Origin of the sequence: Ferdinandcohnia jepli (assembly GCF_047246645.1) — a bacterium.
GTDB lineage: Bacteria > Bacillota > Bacilli > Bacillales > Bacillaceae_L > Ferdinandcohnia.
Window position 1 is genome coordinate 50185 of record NZ_JBFOKR010000020.1, and the last position, 17268, is coordinate 67452.

The following is a 17268-nucleotide window of genomic DNA, read 5'->3' on the forward strand; positions in this document are numbered from 1 at the left end:
TTAATCGGCTGTAACTCGACTATTTAACACTTCCGCTATATGTAACACTTGAATCGGTTTGTCTTTTCGTTGAATCCGACCACCTATATTCATCAAACAACCGGCATCAGCCCCAATGAGAAAATCAGCATTGGTTTCTTCTACATGGCACACCTTTTCATCTACCATCTGTTCGGAGATTTGACTCATTTTCACGGAAAAGGTACCACCAAACCCGCAGCACTGTTCTTTTCCGGGTAACTCTGTGAATTGCAGGCCTCTCACATTTTTCAAAAGAGTAATTGGTGCCTCTTTTACACCTAGAAATCTAGTCATGTGGCAAGAGGTGTGAAAAGTTACGTTTCCTTTAAAAGTGGCCCCCACGTCTTCTATCTTTAAGACATCTACTATAAATTGTGTTAATTCATATGTTTTCTCGGCTAACCGTTCGGCTTTCGGTTCCCAAACTGGATCTCCTTTAAAGACATGAGGATATTCATGAAACATATACGCACATGAACCTGACGGTGAAACCACATATTCCGAGTCTTCAAATGTGGCTATCATTCTCTTCATCGCCTCTTTGGATTCCTTCGTGTAGCCACTATTATAAGCTGGCTGGCCACAACAAACCTGCGAGTCAGGAAAGTCGACCTCACAACCAAGTCTTTCCAGTAACTCAACTGTAGCCTTACCGACGTTTGTTTGAAACATATCTACAAGGCATGTCGCAAATAAGCTCACCTTCATCATTACATCCCCTTTTTAAAGAGCGAAATTTCTAATTAGTTTTATTATATATGAAATTTGGAAGGTTCTGGAGGGAAATATTGTAGTTTGCTAGTTTAGAATGGTTGCATTTTGACTTATGAACGACCTCGAGCTGTGGATATTTCGTTGAGAGGGAGCTCATTGGTGTTATGAATGACCTCGTGCTACATTATTTCGTCGTGAGGGCACTCATCCCTCTTATGAACGACCAACTGTTTCAATTGCCTCTGAAGTTTGTCCCTCATTCAGACTACTCAAACAAAAAAGGCTAAATTGCCCTTCAGCAATCTAACCTCTTTAAATTACCTATTATTATTGCACAGCTTCCTGTCTTCTTCTCTCATCTTCCTCGTACTTCGCCATCCATTCACGCTGAGCAGCGAATCTTTCTTTCAGCACCTTAGATCTATGCTCTAATTGTAACTTCCACACTCTTTCTTCTAATTCCTTTTCAGCCTCAGTTCTTGCTCGAACTGTACGATCTAAAACTACTTTAGGTCTTACTGTAACTATATCTTCTATGTCTACGGGTTTATTTAAAAATTTACTAACTAATCTTTTAAGAAATTTCATCCTTGCTCCCCCACTTACTACTATTTTCCTATTATTCTACCATAAAGTGGAATAAGCTAGTCAAATAATTTTACTTCCCCAACAACTGCTCAAACAATCTCCCAACGTTCACAACTCCAACATTCTTATACTTCCCTAAAATCACTAGTTCCTTCGGAAGCTCGCCAACCGTAAGAATGCCATCATCATTCAACTGTTGAATCAAACTCGGTACACCTTTGAATTCATTTTTCGTAAGTGGTATCTTCTTCAGGTCTTCTGTTAGGATAATATAATCTGTTTTATAGAATAAAAAGACTTCCCCTTGGCGCTCCAGAGTAATTTTCCTACGAATCTTTTCTTCTTCAATAAACACTCTCAACTCTTCAAATAGCTGCTTATCATTGTTTTCGTTGAATCTCTTCACATGCTTATGCAAGTTTTCAAGATTACTCGGTAATTCACTCATAATCCGTGCTTGTTGCTCTGCACCTAAACGGATTAGAAATGTCTCTGACTTGTCAAATCGTTGTGGTAAAAGGAATGCATCCCTCAGAAAATATGGAACTTCCAGTTTCTCACCTTTATATTCGATCGTTCGAATAGTTGTATAACCAGGTTCTAGAGATACAGGATCATTCGCAACAGTAACTGCAACCTCCAGCTCCGCTTCTTCAGTTGGCTGTTCCTTCTTCATCGAAGCTAGCAACAACTCTTCAAGTGTTTTCATGCGGACTTCTAATTCAGAGATGTCGTAGGTTTGCTCCTTTGGTGTTGTTGGGTCCTGGTATTCAGGCACTGTGATGGATAATGGCGCATATACCTCCACATACCATCTCACAATCTTGTAGATAGCTTCCCATGACAGCAATGCTTCTGAATAACGGAACCTTCTTTTATCATGTGCAGCCTGGTTGCCGATTTGTCGGATTTCATGAAGAGCATCGCGCACATCAGAGGTGAGAACACCTTGTTCATCCAATATGGATAAGCGCCCCTTTAGCGTAATGCGTGGCTCTTCCTTGATACTTTCGTACTCCATAACTTGCTGCAGGATATTTTCGATAAACACGCGGGCATGTGTCAACATTGTTCGTGGACTTGTAAAAATACTGTTCTCCAGTTCTCTTGCAAGGAATGCTAATTCCTTAGATACTGGCTCTAGAAATTCGTAAAAATAAGTTGAAGATTTCATACTACGTTCTCCTCTTCGTTTTCATTCAATTCTATTATTCTACCATAATGTTTTCCCCAATCGGTGTTGCAAATCGTTGGTAGTTTCCGTTAATACGAAGAAAGTTTGTCCACCTTTTAGTTCTTACTTACTACTCTCTTCTATATATTGTAGTAATAAACTATGAAAGGTGGTAAAAAGGATGATTGAAAATAATTACTATACCCAGGAATTCCATGGTCCCTACGAGCTTTATAACGTAGGTGATTTTTTACTTGAAGAAGGTGGAGTAATTCCTAACTTACAGCTTGCTTATGCTACTTTCGGAGAATTGAACGAAGAAAAAAATAATGTAATTGTTATTCCAACATGGTTTTCAGGAACAAACAAAGCCTATGAACCTTATATTGGTGAAGGACGAGCACTCGATCCTAGCAAGTATTTTATCGTGATCATTAATCAGATTGGGAATGGCTTATCAAGTTCCCCTCATAATAGCCCTGAACCAATTGCGATGGGAAACTTCCCTAATGTGCGTATTGGAGACGATGTTCGTGCACAGCATCAGTTCCTAACAGAAAAATACGGAATCGAAGAAATCGCTCTAGTTGTCGGCGGTTCAATGGGAGCTCAGCAAACGTATGAGTGGGCCGTTCGATACCCTGATATGGTGAAACGTGCTGCACCAATTGCAGGTACTGCTAAAAATACAGTACATGATTTTATTTTTACAGATACATTAATGGAAGCAATCACTTCAGATCCAGGTTGGAATAATGGAAACTACCAATCTTGCACAGATGTTGCCGATGGTTTAAAGCGCCATGCGAAAATATGGGCTGTAATGGGGCTAAGCACTGAATTTTACAAGCAGGAAAAATGGCAACAATTCGGTGTAAACTCAGTAGATGAATTCGTTAATGCTTTCCTACAACCGCTTTTTGAAGCAATGGACCCAAATGCCTTGTTAACAATGGCATGGAAATGGCAGCGTGGAGATGTTAGCCGGTTAACAAATGGAAACCTGGAGGAAGCACTAGGTCGTATTAAAGCGAAAACATTTGTCATGCCGATCGACGAAGACATGTTCTTCCCTCCTAGAGACTGTGAAGCTGAGCAAAAGCTAATTCCTAATAGTGAATTAAAAGTAATTAAGAGTATCTGCGGGCATTTCGGCTTGTTTGGAGCTGATGGTCCGGAGTATTTCAATCAGGTAGATGCATACCTATTTGAATTACTAAATACAGAAGTTTAACTTTATTCAGCAGAAGTCCCCTACTTCTATAAGTGGGGGATGAATGCAAAAAGAGTATACAATACAGCCGGGGTTTAAACTCCGGCTGAATAAAGTTAAAGCCTCCGGCGGATGCCTCGATTTTTAAAAGGAAATTTTTCAAGCAAGCTCGAAAAAAATCAGGCGCAAATACGCCAAGGCGCATTTGATTAGTAAAATCTCCTCGGATATATGTCTGAGGAGATTTTTTATACTAGCAATTACTCTATTGGTAATCATTTCCTCAAGTATGTCCCCTATGTAACGTCATTGTAAACAAGCTGTAATACTATCAATCTATTTACATACATATAGTTTAACAAAGAGTTTCCCAGTAACTAAATTAACTAGGAGGACTAAAATTATGAAAAAATTTATATTTGGACTAGCATTACTTGCATCTCTTTTCTTTGCAGATGAGGCATTTGCATATACCGTTCAAGATGGCGATACAATGTCAGATATCGCACGTGAGGTTGGCGTAACATTAGAAGAATTAGCAAAGGCAAACCCACAAGTTGAAGATTTAGATCTAATTTTCCCTGGTCAACATATCAATACTGACTTTGATACTAACTCTCCTGAGCTTTCAAAAGGAGTTCATTATATAGAAGATATGAAAGAAGAAGTGAAAGTAGCAACTACTGAAAGTGCACCAAAAGAAGAAACAAAAGTAGCAAGCGTTTCTACGAATGTAAAATATACAGAAGCTGAGATTGACCTATTAGCACGAATTGTACGAGCTGAAGCATTAGGAGAATCATTTGAAGGTAAAGTTGCTGTTGCAGCAGTAGTTTTAAATAGAGTAGAAAGTCCGAAATTCCCTGATACAATTAGAGGCGTTATTTATCAACGCGGTCAGTTTTCCCCTGTTTCAAACGGTTCTATCAATAAACCGGCCGATAAAGAATCCATTCGAGCGGCATACGCTGCTATGACAGATATGAGACATATTGCAAAAGACGCATTGTTCTTCTACAACCCTGACATCGCGACGAGTCGATGGCTAGATTCACGAGCGACGGCGGTTGTAATCGGAAACCATGTGTTTAAATACTAAGTAATACTAACTTTGAAAAAAATAATGGCGTAGTGTTCTACAACATTTTAATATAGATAACCCAAATACCATCTCGAATGAGGTGGTATTTTTGATTTTCTTACACCTCTTTCTATAACCTCGCTATCGACCGCATACAAAAACCAAAATAGTCATCACCTATTCGTTACTTCTTTTGTGACTTTTATATGATTATCGTCACTACCCGCATATGACTTATTTTCCTTATGATGAAAACATGTTAAAGAAAAGCGGAGAGTGAAACATTATGAAACGAAAAAATGTTCTTTTGTATTACCTGATCTTTTTATTACTTGTGAGTATAGTGGCCACTACGTTTTATCAATTCAAGCCTTTTTCAAATATGAAGAGTAACCTCGAGGAATTGGATGATTATTTGGTAAAGCAAAACTTTAGTGGTTCCGTTCTAGTTGGTTATCAAGGCGAGATTGTGTTTGAAAAAAGTTATGGCTATCAAGACCAACAAAACAATATAAAAAACTCAAGTGAAACAGCATATCTAACTGGATCTATTACGAAACAATTTACCGCTGCAGCGATCCTACAGCTTCAGGAGCAAGGCAAACTAAACGTAGAAGACACAATTGATAAGTACTATCCAAACTATCCAAACGGAGAAAATATCACGATTCACCAATTACTTACGCATACAGCTGGACTTCCAGAATATCTAGACATCTACGAAAAGGATGAACTGGTGAGTAAAGAATACACAGTTGACCAAGTAATCACCGAAACAAGTAAACTCGCACCAAAAAGTGAACCTGGTGAAAAGTTCGAATACAACAATACGGATTATTTTATGCTTGGCGGCATTATTGAAAAAGTAAGTGACCAAAGCTTTGAAGAGTATGTTCAACAGCATATTTTTGAACCTGCGGGTATGAATACTGCTGCTTTCGGATATGACCCGAACAGACAATCACAAATGGCAGTTGGATACATGAATGAAGAGTTTGAAGTGGTTCCCTATGTACATCCGACTTTATCCTTTGGCGGCGGAGCGTTCTCAGCAACTGCGTTAGATTTATATAAATGGGATCAAGCATTATACGGCGAACAGGTTCTAAGTTCTAAAAGTAAAGAAATGATGTTCACACCTTATACATCAGAGTCATTACTACCGAATCAAGCCTATGGATATGGTCAGTATATCGTTAAGAAAAACACGATCATGTACCACCCTGGTTTTATCACAGGATTTAGTTCCAATATATATCGAGATACAGAGAAAGAGTTAGTGATTATCGCTTTAAGCAATACAGATAGCGGATTAATTCCGATGATTCCAGCACTACTAAATGACTTTAGTGAGAACCTGCAGCATTCGTATATTGGATATGGCATTCTTGCTGCCCTTGCTCTTTCATTCATCTTTATCGTATACACTCTATTAAAATGGATCAGAGGTTTCATGCAAGGAACAATAACCATTCAACGGGCAAAATGGTTCCGCATCGTCTTCCAAACGATTCCTTTGCAACTTGTCGGTCTGTTGTTTATTGCTGTACCATTCTTACCTGGTTTCTTTCATGAGCTCTTTTCATCTACTAAGCTATTACTAGTAGCAGCTCCGGTTTGGGTAACCATTGTGAATTTGCTCATTCTGTTATTTGTCCTTTTCAGCATTGCGAGTATTCAACCATTTATACAAAAAACACACGTGAAAGGTCGTATTGAACATGTTAAAGAAATTATCTGATTTACAAAAAGGAATTCTATTTAGTTGTATAACGCTTGTCTTAAGTACTTCTCTTACTTTTTTATTACCAGAAAACGTAGATATCGGTATCTTAATGTTTGTCCCTCTCCTCGTTGTCTTAGTAACAATGCTTGTAACAGGAGAAATACGTAACAAACAAAGCTGGTTATCACTTGGATTCCACCGTTTTCCTATGAAAGTATTTTTGATTGGCTTTATTGTACCAATCATCCCTACTCTGATTGGCTATATCATTGTTTGGAACACTGGATTAGGAGATTTTACGGTCCCTGAAGAAATGAAATTAAATGTATTTATACTTATTTTTGGTGCTGTAATCACCATTATCCTTAATTCATTAACAAAGATGCTTGGAGAAGAAATCGGTTGGAGAGGCTATCTACTCCCTCGCTTACAAGCAATAGGAATTGAAAAAGCATTATTTATCAGTTCATTCATTTGGGGTCTATTTCATATCGCACCGATCATGTTTAGCGGCCAATACCATTCGGACACAAACTTTTTCATCTTCGTCCCGTTATTTATGATCAGTGTAATGATGGCTGGTTATTTCATTGGGTATTTACGAATTGTGAGTGGAAGTATTTGGCCAGCGATTATTGCACACTGTGCTCATAATATGGCATGGGGTTACGGTTCTATGCTTACGACTAATGCTGATCCGGTTGTTAGTTATGTAACAGGTGATGTAGGGTTGATTGGTATTGCTTTCTACTTTGTGGTTTATCTTGTGATACGTAGGAATTTGAAGAAGAGAAAAGCGATGAATGTGAATGGTATCTCTGTAGCGAAGTAAAATAAAAAGGAACGGTGTCTAAGCTAGAGATATAGTAATAGCGCCGTTCCCTGATTAAGGACATTAGATAATTCTATTACAATGCCAAGGGATTTTAACTGATAAAAATGTCTAATTCCTCTAAAATTTTTACCGAGTAATTAGACTAATGGTTATCCACAATCGCGCCCGATTGTTGAATATCCTTTTTATTGAATAGTATATTTGTATTGTGCAACAATCAATTACTTTATGGAGTAACACGCGATGCTTGAAACTTCTATTACCTTACATGTAATATGGTTAACCATAAATTGTCTATATGCGAAAAAAGGGGTTTACCCCTTCAATCAGTAATGATCATTTGTGCTATCTTTATAGTCTGTAGCTCTCTTTGAACAGTGTTTATTGACAAAATGCTACTCTTCGATCGTGTAGCCAGTTCATTAGGTAACTCTTGAATCTTTTCCATGGAAGCAACTAAATCTTTTTCTAAACTTTTGTTTGTATCTGCTTGAATTTCATTTTCTTTCCAAAACTGAATTGCATCTAGCGTATTTTTCCCCATTTCCTGTAGTGAATTAAAAAGTGATACAGTTTTATCAACTGTAATTAAAACACTTGAAGCTAGTTCAAAGACTTTACGAGCCTCTATAGAAGATTTACTTAACTCATCAATCTGAAAAATCAAGTTAGAGTTAAGCTCTTGTTCAATTTGAAATAGCTGTTCAACGTTTTTTTCTTTTTGATATTTTTCAAATAAAATATTTAACTTTTTATGAGAATCATTCATTTCTTTTTTTAATACTGTTAAGTTTTCCAAATCAAGTAATATACTATTAATTTCACCAAGTTGAATCTTTGTTATAGCTAAATTAGTACTTATTTTAATACTTAAATTTTCACCTATGTTACCTACAATAGGGAGATTATCAACAAGAGTGTTGACTCCTTTAACGACGGTAAATGCTGTGTCAATCTTGTCGATAGAATTCCTTATAAGAGCTAAATTATCCTTTAGCCACTCAACATTTTCAACTAATAAATTTATATCCTGACTAGATTTTTCTAGATCGCTAATTATTTTTGGTAGTTCTGTATCAATTACTTTTAACGAATTATTTCTAGCCTCATTTATTTGTTTTTTCATAGCAGTATATTCTGTTGTACTATTAATCTCTGTTTTAGTATTAATTTCTGTTTTAGTATTAATCTCTTTTGGGTCACCTACACTATTGTTAACAGCTATTTGACTAGCTGTATATCCGATTAAACCTGATATTAGCATTGATGAAATAATTGTAATAAGAAACAAATATCTTTGGGATAACTGTTTCTGGTTATTTACAGCCCTTTCCTTCTTCACTTCCATATGCGGCTAGTACCTCCTAGGTTACGGCATTTTTTTGTGATATAGCCAATATTAACCTTTTATATATAGACCATAGATGTTGAATTGTTGATTAATATTTTTATTATACGACGTTTTTATTAAAGATTTTTTTCAACATTTATCATAATTAAGAATAGTTACCAATTAACCAAATTGATGCTTAGTATGAGTCTACTACGCAATACAAAGTTACTCCACAATCTGGCCCGTTTCTGAAAGACTATTCTTATTGAAAATCAATCAAATATGGATTACAACTATAATATTTTTGTTTATCAAAACTATGTTATCAATCTTTTATCACCTGAATGTTTGAATTGGTGAACAACCGGTCATTCTTTGGTAAAAACTATGTTAAGGATGGTACATTTCATTGACTGAAATCATTCCCTATTAAATTAGTAATTTATTTTATTAATTGACTACTACTTCTTGCACCTTCGGTAATTCTTTTTTATATTCCCCTTCTAATGTAACAATATCTCGATACATTTTGTTGATCTCTTGTATTCTCTTTTGATACTCAGCGGCTCTAAACAAATATTTAGCTTCTTCTGGATTTTTGCCAATTTTCTTGTATACGGCTCTTAGTAATTTTGCGTCTGTTAAAGCGTTGTGATGCTCTAACTCTGTTTTTATATTTAGTATTTTACACACATTGCTAAGTGATGGATTAAATTTTAATTTAAATTTGTTCATAAGTACTTGTTGGTAATTTACAACCTTAATTAGTGGAAGACCATACCTATTACAAACATTTTCTAATACTCTAGAATCAGCATCACCCCAGACATAAATTTCTTGTTGTTTGTTATTAAAATATCTTTTTAGTTCTAGAAAAATTGTAGGAAAATCTGGGGATACTTCTAAATCCGCCTTTTGGATGCCTGTTAATTCTGTACAATACGCAGATATCTTCATGTGTTTCTTTCCAGGATTCACATTGCTTATGTACTTTAATGTATTCCCGGAACTGACCATTCCAATTTGGATAATGGCATGCTCGTTTACAAAACCTTTTCTACATGGCATCTCTAGATCTAGAAAATACACAACCAAATCCCCCTCTTAATCTTGCGTTTAAGACTAGTTTCTATATTTATATAAGGTATAATATCTTTGTTATTTACTGGGTACGAACTAAGGGCTTATGACCTACCTCTTTACAATTATTGTAATTCGACATTTTTTGTTAATTTCCTCCACTTTGTGAGTTTATTATATTTAAGGTTTAAAATTAATCAGTGAACAAATAAGTCATTATGAAAATATAAAAAACCCTTCTCAAAAAGAGAAGAGCAAGTCACCTTTAATATAACTATTGTAATAAGTCCTCAAAAAGCTTCAAATTCTCCATACCCTGCTTAATTTTCTGTTCCTCTAAATCTTTCACTAAAGAAATTACCCGATCATTAAACGGTGTATCTACCCATACCTTATTCCCATAAAACGCAATAACTCCATTAATCGCTTCAATCTCCGTTTTCTTCCCTTTTTCAATATCCTGACACGTGCTCGACTTTGAAGCCTTATGTTTACGTACCATGATAGGGATGAGTACGTAACTAAACGTCTCTTTGATTTTAGTTTGATAATCTAATAGCTTAACAATATCAAACCCTTGGACATTTTCAATTTTAATGTCATTTTTCTTAGCTACATCAATACATTCCTTCAGCAATTTTTGAAAAATTCGTCTAGAAACCTTATTCTCTACGATTTCACCAAGAGTTGCGCCAAATATGGCTGATAGTCCATTAAAACCACTGTTAATCAGTAATTTAGCCCATCTTGTACCCATGAAATTTTCTTCGACAGTTACACTCCCCATAATGGATAATAACCTTTTTATCTCATTCAGATGAGGAGTTGTCTTGTTATGGAAAGATCCTAAACCAAAACTTAGCGTCTCAGGTGTATTTGCCGAAGTCAGTTTGACTACACCGTCACCAACCACAGACGCTCCCCAAGCCATTGTGCAACCATACGTCCGTTCTTCACCAATGACTTCTGAAACTGATAGTTCCGGAATTCCATTTTGCATCGTACAAATTACACCGTCCTCTTCTAAGAAAGGTACAAGGCTTTCTACGACTTGTTTATTGTCTAACTGCTTTGTCATGAGAAAAATAATGTCATATTGTTTTTCCATTTCACTTGGGAGTAAAGCATTCACTTTTTGCGTGAAATCAACACTACCAGTTATCCTTGCACCATCAGTTTGTAAAGCTTTGATATGTGTTTTGTTCCTAGAAATAAGATCAATCTGTTCTCCTACTTTTGCAAGAAATGCCCCTAACACCGTCCCCATCGCACCAGCACCATAAACCGCAACTTTCATTTCATTTGATCCTTTCTTCTTACTATATTTCACCCTTTTCTATTACTATATAGTTCGATAGCTAATCATTAACTCCTCTAAATTGATCTACTTCATTTATACAATTAAATCACCGTAAAATCTCTCCACTCAACTGGTAAAAGCCCTTGGTATTTCTGACTCAGAAAACGGTCATCCACTAAAACAACCACTCCGGTATCTGTCTCAGACCGAATTAACCGCCCACCTGCCTGCAATACCTTATTCATCCCTGGGTAGGTATAGGCGTAATCATACCCGTTCTTTCCGGTTGTTTGAAAATAGTCCTTCATAATATTACGCTCTAGGCAAAGCTGTGGCAAGCCAACTCCAACAACAATCACACCATTCAGCCTGTCCCCTTTAAGGTCCACACCTTCTGAAAATACACCACCTAATACCCCAAAGCCAAGTAATGTATCGGTACTTCCCTCTTGAAACGCTGCTAAAAATTGCTCCCGCTCTTCCTCTGCCATACTGTTCGTTTGGATGATGGTTCGAATGTCGGGATGGTTTACTATAAAGTCTTCATATACACTTTTCATATAAGCATAAGAAGGAAAGAAAATGAGATAATTCCCTTTTCGCTCATTCACTACATTTGAAAGCATTTTGATAATATGTTTTTTCGTATGGTCTCTGTCATGGTATCGAGTTGATAATGGCTGAATGAAAACTTCCGTTTGTTCTTTTGCAAAGGGTGACGGTATCGATAGCGTATAGTCCTCAGATGTACCACCCAGCATATCCATGAAATATTGAAGCGGTAATAGTGTCGCAGAAAAATAGACAGTTGACCGAAACCTTTTCGTAATCTGCTGTATGAGATGAGAAGGATCCAAACAAAACAGTTTGATAAACACCTCATTTTTTTCAACCTCCACATAGGTGACATACCGCTCGTCAAACAGCTTTGCGATTCGAACAAAACCGGTTGCAGCAAAATACGTATCCAATAACAGCTGCTGGTCATCTGTCTTTGTGGGATGCAAAAGTTCAACCTCAGCTACATGGGTAAATTCTTCAAGAAGTTCTACAAAATCCTGTTGTAATTCCTTCAATACAAGATGTCCTTTGTCAGAGCACTTTTTCTTGATCTCTATAAAATACTTATTTAGTACATTAACAGAATCATATAACTGGGTACCTTTGTATTCACGTTTTAATGTAAGAAAGCTTGTCTTTTCCAGTTGAGCTGAAAACATCTCCCGTGACCGGTCGACTAGGTTATGAGCTTCATCAATTAATAACGTGGTATGTTTTTTATGTTCATCAAAAAATCGCTTAAGTGATACTCTCGGATCAAAAATATAATTGTAATCACAAATAATCGCATCTACTACAAATGCTAAGTCCAACGAGAATTCAAAGGGACAAAGTGTATGTTTTCTTGCATATTTCTCGATCGTATCCCGGTTAATATAGGATTCTTGAGAAAATATATCTAAGACAGCTATATTTAACCGATCATAATAGCCGTTGGCAAACTCACAATATTCCTTTTGACATAGTGTCTCTTCTTTAAAGCAGACCTTATCCTTTGCTGTAATGGTTACTGCACTCATACAAAGGCCATTGTTCTTCATAAGTGAAAAGGCATCTTCAGCATTTTGCCTTGTAATGGTTTTGGCCGTTAAGTAAAACATTCTCTCAAGTTTTCCCTCACCCATTGCCTTAACAGTTGGGAAAATGGTAGAAATGGTTTTTCCAATACCAGTAGGTGCATTAGCGAAAATATTTTTCTCCTCTGAAATAGTTTTATAGACAGCTCCTGCTAACGTGCGCTGGCCTTCTCGATACGTTTGAAAAGGAAACTGTAATACTTTTATACTTTGATCTCGACGTTCTCTGTGTTCGTACATAAGTGCTGCATAAGGTGAATAACTCTCCAACATTTCAAAAACAAACTGTTCAAGTTCTTGAAATGTAAAACGCTTTTTAAATCTCTTTTGTTCTTCTGTTTGGACTTGGATATACGTTAGTTGAACACTCATTTCTGTAAGTGCATTGTCTTTTGCATAGATATACGCATAAACCTTCGCTTGTGCAAAGTGAACTGGTATTGAATTCTCGTAAATGCTACTCAAATCATATGAAGTAGACTTAATTTCATCAATCTTGATCTCATCACCACGAAAAATTAAGCCATCACATCTACCCTCGATGATGAAAAGCATATTCGCATATTCCATTTCTGTCTTGAGAAACACTTCCTTTTGGTCGGTTTCTTCATACTTACTTTGGATGGTCTTATGTGCTTTTGTTCCTTCGGTCATGGTTGTGGCGGTTCGGAATTTGTTATCGATACTTCCGCTGCGGTATGCGTATTCTACTAAAGTTCGGACTGAGAGTTTTATTTTTGGTTGCATAATATCACCTGACGGGTTATGAATTAGACTTATTAGTACAAAGTATAACAAAAAAACTTGAGAGAAAGTATGTTCGTAAAGGTAATATATTATTATTTAACTGAATTGTAGAGTATTCAATCTATATAATTGAAAAACCTCACAAAGTTCTACGATTGTGAGGTTTCATATTTAAACATTTTTGGTTCGATAACGGTGGTCGGGTTCGAAACAGGTTAATAGATATTGAGTCTATAGTATTTTAGGTTGCCAATTTGTAAAAATTTCGGGAAATAAATTGAATTCAAATATCAAGTGAAAGGTTCACCTGCTTCCTTTAGTTCACACACACCACATGTCCAGAGTGTATGTGGCAACACATGGGTGCTGGTGAGTTTTGTTTACGAAAACATTACTTTTTTCTACTTAGTATTTCTTTAATTTTTTTTCTTACAAAAATATCAAAATCCCGATGTTGTGAAATTTTTCTATATTTTTCAACACCAATAAATCTTTCTTTAAAAATTCTATAAAACTCATCAAATTCTCGAGATGCCACGTTATTCAGGAAACCTATAACACCATTAATACTTTGTGTATACTTCTTCCTATCAGCCTCACTTTGATAACAATCATTTATAATTCCCTTTAAAATATCAGGTGATAATCTCTTATCTTCCTTCTTCGGCTGTGCTACAGCACTTATAACAAAATATCCCCAATTAATAGTGTAGCCCAAATAATTAAAGGTTCCATTTGTGTTTGAATATTCCTGTATCCAATTAATTTCCTCTTCTGCACTTCGATAATCTGGTATAGGTACCCTTGTATTTGGAGTTCTAAATGTCCTTTTATAATCACCACCACTTAAATGGATAAGATATCCATGCGGTAATTGTTCGACTAAACTCTGAAGTGAAGTAGCTAAAGCACCATTCCCGTAAGTATTTATTATTTTTTCAAATATATAATTTAAATTAAGAGGAGTAGAAGATTGCTCTAAAAGATTAATTAACTTATCCTCAGTTAAGGTTTCTGGTGTTTTCCACCATGTGATATTTGTGGATTCTAAATTAAAACTGCCCTTTTTATTAGAACAATTATCTAGCCAGTCCAAATCGTATTGTTCAGACTGTTTAGGAATTAAAATATTTGTATACTTAGAACGACGAAATTTAGCAAAATACCAATCTGAGTTTTCCATAAGTATAATATACCCATCAGGTAAATAATGGATAAGAGAATAAAAAGCTGCACTCACCGAAACATTCGCACCTTCAGATATAACTGTAAGTAACTCTTGCAAGCCTTCTTCCTTGTGTTCATCAATAACACCTTTTAACCACTCTGAGGGCATTAATATTTCAGCTGCAAAACTATTAGCTTCAGCCTCCATTGTCTGATAGGCATTACCATCCACGACATCTTCCTCATCAGTATGACAGGAGATCATACCGTCGTGCCAAGGTATTATTATATGGCCTAATTCGTGCGCTAAAGTAAATCTCTTTCGATTTTCAGATTTTAAAGAGTCTAGAATTATTAGTGGTTTTTCTATATTTATTATGCAAATAGCATCAGCATTATTAGGTAACAAATCTTCAACACATGTCGCATAATTATTAATTAATTTACGTATATCTACAGGTGGGGATAAAGAGTATTTTTTTACTATTTGTTGGGCGAATTTTTTCTCCCCAGGTATTTGGCTAACCATCTAACCGCCCTGTTTTCTTTAGCCACTCTTTTACTGCTGCGGCTTCCTCTGGAGATGCTGCCCTTGCAACAAGTTTTTCACCATTATTTTCTTGGATTAATTCACTAATTGATTTACCTATCCTACGGGCATAGAAAATAGTCTTTAACATTGAATCATTTTCAACCCATATAGCATACTCCTCGAATGTCATTCCTAAATACTCATAAATTTCTTCCTCGGAATCACCTTCATGCCATTCCTCAACATACTCTTCAATATCCTCTAATAAAGCTTCTCCTTGCATACAAGCATCCATGAATTTCATATTAGACATCTAACCTCCTACCTTTCACAGCAGATTTAAAAATTACACCAGTAAGTGCGTGTGCACTCCCCATATGTCTCCCATGCCTATCAAAAACTTCTATCTCCCCATGTAATGAATCCCATGTATAAAGCCTCTTACCATCCTTTGATTTCCAAACCTTTCTGTCTCCGACAACCTTTAAAAAGATACATGTATCTAAGTATGAAGGTCGTGGAAGTATCTGATGAACCATTGACTCCCCTCCAGTATATTAATCTCTTATTTTCTCTCTCCTTATTATACCAAAGTAGCCTAATTTTTGAATATTTCAAGCCACTTAGCTTTTTGCATAAAACAAGATTAATAGTATAAATAAAATATCCTCATAAATAAATAACAAACCTTTATATTAAATCAGATTTTTCAAAAAAAGTAACCAACTTATCCTTTTCAAATGAGAAGTTTAAAGTGGTTACCTTTTCCATAACCTACATTTTTTAAAAGGCCCCCACTCTTTATAAATTAAATTATGCATTAACGTAAAAATACACACAAAATTCCACATAACTTTTAATCCTAAAAATCGAATAGTAAAACTTGCATTCTATCTCTCAAAAGGTTGTATTAAAAACACAATACGAAATCCCAACAGGGTCAGAGCCGCACCCTCTGTCAAAACGCTGTCGTTTTAGTAGATTCGACATAGAAAACTACTGAAAAGAATAACCGTGGGATACCCTTAAGTCACGCTAAAAAAGAGGTCAGGTGAGTTGAGCCAAAGCATGAAATCAACGTAGCAATCATTAGGCAAGGTCTTTACTGCTGTTTTCAGACTGGATTGTTAGACTTAGAGGAGTGGGAACGACTTCTTGCAGAAACGGTTTGGATGGAGTTTCGAGTTACGGCTAATGGTGCTTGTCTTGATGTATGTGGGCGAAACTATATACGCTTAATAGCTAATGACAAGTTGAAGATATTCAGGTATAAACAGCAGCATCATCGGGTGCCCAGCTATACACTAAAAGTTGCATTGAAATGATAAAATACTACCCCTCTGTCCTTGAATCTACAATAGATACCTGTGACAGGGGTGGATATTTTTCATAGTCATAACCCGCACAACCTAAAAAGTGTGCATCCCTAAAGTTCCTAAAATCCCTCAATTGATGGCCCGGTCTTCAACAAAAAAAGGCACTCAGAAGAGTACCCAGCAACATTTAACGTAATTCTTAATAAAATTCTCCACCACTTACTTTTGAAATGGCTCTACAGAACTTTCCCCATTTAGGAGGAAAGTGGTTACTTCCTCTTTTTATTTCACAGTAGTTTTCGTATTCAATTCGTACAGCCCAATGTGTTCCATCACATGCTTCCGCGAAGTATTCATCAGCCCAGTTTACTAAATCACATTTATGAAGCTCGGCTCGGAACCATTCAATTCTTTCTTCAATTGGAGTTTCAAATGTCTTTATATCGATAGAACTGAAATCATTTCTTTCGATCTCCAACGATTCTAAATCAAATTTGACTTCATAATATGGTCCTGGAAAACCACCAGCATATGCATGAATAACTTTTATTTGTTCATATATTTTCTTACCTCGATGCTTGTTCCAAGAGTAATCACAATAAATGCAATAGTACTTTCCATTACCAATAGTTATCTTATGATTACTTTCAAATACTTTTTGAGATAATTGTATTTCAGGTTCATTAGGTAATTCAGGGATTATGTCATACGTGTTATATTCACTACATTTTGGACACATAGGGTGAATTCTTCTAGGTGTATACACCACAGTCCCTCTTTTCATAAAATTATTTAGTTTTCAGT

General features: G+C 36.0%; 15 protein-coding genes. 4 read left to right on the plus strand and 11 right to left on the minus strand.

All coding sequences use genetic code 11. From position 1 onward, the window contains the following. The 3 genes from AB3M96_RS19570 to AB3M96_RS19580 form a co-directional block, all read right to left on the minus strand. Nucleotides 1-729, minus strand: coding sequence for a (Fe-S)-binding protein (locus AB3M96_RS19570; protein WP_412969285.1), 729 nt, complete (start codon nt 727-729; stop codon nt 1-3). A 333-nt stretch (nt 730-1062) separates the two neighbouring features. Continuing rightward, on the minus strand, nt 1063-1323 hold the full coding sequence (locus AB3M96_RS19575) for a hypothetical protein (protein WP_412969286.1): 261 nt from the start codon (nt 1321-1323) through the stop codon (nt 1063-1065). A 70-nt stretch (nt 1324-1393) separates the two neighbouring features. Next, complete coding sequence (locus AB3M96_RS19580; RefSeq protein ID WP_412969287.1) at nt 1394-2497, minus strand: DUF4145 domain-containing protein; 1104 nt, start codon at nt 2495-2497, stop codon at nt 1394-1396. Between the two features lie 181 nt (nt 2498-2678). On the opposite strand from AB3M96_RS19580, the gene AB3M96_RS19585 reads away from it, so the two are divergent. From AB3M96_RS19585 to AB3M96_RS19600, 4 genes are all read left to right on the plus strand, one after another. After that, the gene (locus AB3M96_RS19585) at nt 2679-3731 is read left to right on the plus strand and encodes an alpha/beta fold hydrolase (RefSeq protein WP_412969288.1); all 1053 of its coding nucleotides are present in this window, start codon (nt 2679-2681) and stop codon (nt 3729-3731) included. 382 nt (nt 3732-4113) lie between these two features. Further along, nucleotides 4114-4809: a cell wall hydrolase gene (locus AB3M96_RS19590; RefSeq protein WP_412969289.1), complete on the plus strand. Its 696-nt coding sequence runs from the start codon at nt 4114-4116 to the stop codon at nt 4807-4809. Between the two features lie 268 nt (nt 4810-5077). Continuing rightward, nucleotides 5078-6532 (plus strand): serine hydrolase domain-containing protein, encoded by a 1455-nt coding sequence (locus tag AB3M96_RS19595; protein WP_412969290.1) that lies wholly within the window; start codon nt 5078-5080, stop codon nt 6530-6532. Continuing rightward, a complete protein-coding gene (locus AB3M96_RS19600) occupies nt 6513-7349 on the plus strand; it encodes a CPBP family intramembrane glutamic endopeptidase (RefSeq protein WP_412969291.1) in 837 nt (278 codons plus the stop codon). Before AB3M96_RS19595 ends, AB3M96_RS19600 begins: the two co-directional genes overlap by 20 nt. A gap of 325 nt (nt 7350-7674) precedes the next feature. On the opposite strand, the gene AB3M96_RS19605 is transcribed toward AB3M96_RS19600, so the two are convergent. From AB3M96_RS19605 to AB3M96_RS19640, 8 genes are all read right to left on the minus strand, one after another. Further along, nucleotides 7675-8700: a hypothetical protein gene (locus AB3M96_RS19605; RefSeq protein ID WP_412969292.1), complete on the minus strand. Its 1026-nt coding sequence runs from the start codon at nt 8698-8700 to the stop codon at nt 7675-7677. 435 nt (nt 8701-9135) lie between these two features. Beyond that, nucleotides 9136-9774, minus strand: a complete 639-nt coding sequence (locus AB3M96_RS19610) for an exonuclease domain-containing protein (protein WP_412969293.1) — start codon at nt 9772-9774, stop codon at nt 9136-9138. A 265-nt stretch (nt 9775-10039) separates the two neighbouring features. Beyond that, on the minus strand, nt 10040-11062 hold the full coding sequence (locus AB3M96_RS19615; RefSeq protein WP_412969294.1) for a ketopantoate reductase family protein: 1023 nt from the start codon (nt 11060-11062) through the stop codon (nt 10040-10042). Nucleotides 11063-11166: 104 nt separating this feature from the next. Beyond that, complete coding sequence (locus AB3M96_RS19620) at nt 11167-13449, minus strand: ATP-dependent DNA helicase (protein WP_412969295.1); 2283 nt, start codon at nt 13447-13449, stop codon at nt 11167-11169. Between the two features lie 391 nt (nt 13450-13840). Next, the gene (locus AB3M96_RS19625; RefSeq protein ID WP_412969296.1) at nt 13841-15145 is read right to left on the minus strand and encodes an ImmA/IrrE family metallo-endopeptidase; all 1305 of its coding nucleotides are present in this window, start codon (nt 15143-15145) and stop codon (nt 13841-13843) included. Next, a complete protein-coding gene (locus tag AB3M96_RS19630) occupies nt 15138-15461 on the minus strand; it encodes a hypothetical protein (RefSeq protein ID WP_412969297.1) in 324 nt (107 codons plus the stop codon). The genes AB3M96_RS19625 and AB3M96_RS19630 overlap by 8 nt, the downstream gene beginning before the upstream one ends. Then, a complete protein-coding gene (locus AB3M96_RS19635) occupies nt 15454-15687 on the minus strand; it encodes a colicin E3/pyocin S6 family cytotoxin (protein WP_412969298.1) in 234 nt (77 codons plus the stop codon). Before AB3M96_RS19635 ends, AB3M96_RS19630 begins: the two co-directional genes overlap by 8 nt. Before the next feature lie 976 nt (nt 15688-16663). Continuing rightward, nucleotides 16664-17248 (minus strand): hypothetical protein, encoded by a 585-nt coding sequence (locus AB3M96_RS19640; RefSeq protein WP_412969299.1) that lies wholly within the window; start codon nt 17246-17248, stop codon nt 16664-16666. Nucleotides 17249-17268 lie beyond the last annotated feature (20 nt).

Coding starts and splice junctions, on each gene's coding strand:
- AB3M96_RS19635 (WP_412969298.1), bottom strand. CDS start 15,687: ATGGTTCATCAGATACTTCCACGACCTTCATACTTAGATACATGTATC.
- AB3M96_RS19585 (WP_412969288.1), top strand. CDS start 2,679: ATGATTGAAAATAATTACTATACCCAGGAATTCCATGGTCCCTACGAG.
- AB3M96_RS19625 (WP_412969296.1), bottom strand. CDS start 15,145: ATGGTTAGCCAAATACCTGGGGAGAAAAAATTCGCCCAACAAATAGTA.
- AB3M96_RS19580 (WP_412969287.1), bottom strand. CDS start 2,497: ATGAAATCTTCAACTTATTTTTACGAATTTCTAGAGCCAGTATCTAAG.
- AB3M96_RS19640 (WP_412969299.1), bottom strand. CDS start 17,248: ATGAAAAGAGGGACTGTGGTGTATACACCTAGAAGAATTCACCCTATG.
- AB3M96_RS19605 (WP_412969292.1), bottom strand. CDS start 8,700: ATGGAAGTGAAGAAGGAAAGGGCTGTAAATAACCAGAAACAGTTATCC.
- AB3M96_RS19630 (WP_412969297.1), bottom strand. CDS start 15,461: ATGTCTAATATGAAATTCATGGATGCTTGTATGCAAGGAGAAGCTTTA.
- AB3M96_RS19620 (WP_412969295.1), bottom strand. CDS start 13,449: ATGCAACCAAAAATAAAACTCTCAGTCCGAACTTTAGTAGAATACGCA.
- AB3M96_RS19615 (WP_412969294.1), bottom strand. CDS start 11,062: ATGAAAGTTGCGGTTTATGGTGCTGGTGCGATGGGGACGGTGTTAGGG.
- AB3M96_RS19590 (WP_412969289.1), top strand. CDS start 4,114: ATGAAAAAATTTATATTTGGACTAGCATTACTTGCATCTCTTTTCTTT.
- AB3M96_RS19570 (WP_412969285.1), bottom strand. CDS start 729: ATGAAGGTGAGCTTATTTGCGACATGCCTTGTAGATATGTTTCAAACA.
- AB3M96_RS19575 (WP_412969286.1), bottom strand. CDS start 1,323: ATGAAATTTCTTAAAAGATTAGTTAGTAAATTTTTAAATAAACCCGTA.
- AB3M96_RS19595 (WP_412969290.1), top strand. CDS start 5,078: ATGAAACGAAAAAATGTTCTTTTGTATTACCTGATCTTTTTATTACTT.
- AB3M96_RS19600 (WP_412969291.1), top strand. CDS start 6,513: ATGTTAAAGAAATTATCTGATTTACAAAAAGGAATTCTATTTAGTTGT.